Below are 1,137 nucleotides of genomic sequence, written 5' to 3'. Positions count from 1 at the left end.
TTCGTGCTGCAGATGACCTTGCGGATCTCGACGTCGAAGGACAAGAAGGGCACCATCTCGGCCCAGGCGTCGGACCACAGCTTGATCACGGCCGGATACTTGGCGCCCCACTTCTCGGAGAACTCCAAGAACCGCTCGGTCGCGGCGGCCTCGCTGGCAGCGGTGTAGACGGGCTTGAGATCCTTGGCGACCTTGTCCCAGTCCTGACGGGCACAGTACCGAATGCTGTTGCGAATCAAGTGAACGATGCACGTCTGGACGACCGTGCGGGGCCAGACCGCCTCGACCGCGTCCGGCAGACCTTTCAACCCGTCGCAGACGAGCATCAGGACATCTTCAACTCCGCGATTCTTCAGCTCGGTGAAGACCTGCAGCCAGTGCTTGGCGCCCTCGCCACCGTCACCGGCCCAGATCCCGAGAATGTCCCGGGTGCCCTCGACCGTGACGGCCATCGCCACGTAGATGGGTCGGTTGGCGACCTTGCCATCGCGAATCTTCACGTTGATGGCGTCCACGAAGACGACCGGGTAGACGCGGTCCAGCGGGCGGGACTGCCATTCCGCCATGCCCTCCATCACCTTGTCCGTGATCGTGGTGATGGTCTGCTTGGACACCTCCGCCCCGTACACCTCGGCCAGATGCGCCGATATCTCCCCGTGCGTGAGGCCCTTCGCGGACAGGGACAGCACCATCTCGTCCACGCCGGTCAGACGGCGCTGCCGCTTGCGGACGATCTGCGGCTCGAAGGTGCCCGCGGTGTCGCGGGGCACCTTCACCTCGACCGGGCCGACCTCGGTCAGCACCGTCTTGGCCCGGGTGCCGTTACGGCTGTTGCCGCTGTTCCTGCCGGCCACGTCGTGCTTGTCATAGCCGACGTGATCGGTGATCTCGCCCTCCAGGGCAGACTCCAGCACCCGCTTCGTCAGCTGCTGCAACAGACCCCCCTCCCCGGTCAGCTGCAGCCCCTCCGACCGGGCACGCTCCACCAGCATCGCGACGAGCTGCTCGTCGGACACAGGCGCAGGCTCCCCCAACTGGGCACTCTGGACAGGCTCCACGGTCTCCAACTCCACGGCGGTATCAGTCACTTGACGTCTCTCCCATGATCGTCGGATCCGCCGTTAGATTTACACTCCC

At 65.0% G+C, this 1,137-nt stretch carries 1 protein-coding gene; it reads right to left on the bottom strand.

The features are described 5' to 3' along the window. A partial coding sequence (locus ACIRVK_RS45575; protein ID WP_404258075.1) for an IS256 family transposase occupies positions 1-992 on the bottom strand: 992 nt, incomplete at its 3' end. Between the last annotated feature and the right edge of the window lie 145 nt (positions 993-1,137).

The sequence above is a fragment of the Streptomyces sp. NPDC101152 genome (assembly GCF_044768275.1).
Taxonomy (GTDB): Bacteria; Actinomycetota; Actinomycetes; order Streptomycetales; family Streptomycetaceae; genus Streptomyces.
The sequence above is the reverse complement of the archived record's forward strand: the minus strand, read 5'-3'. Positions and strand labels throughout refer to the sequence as shown.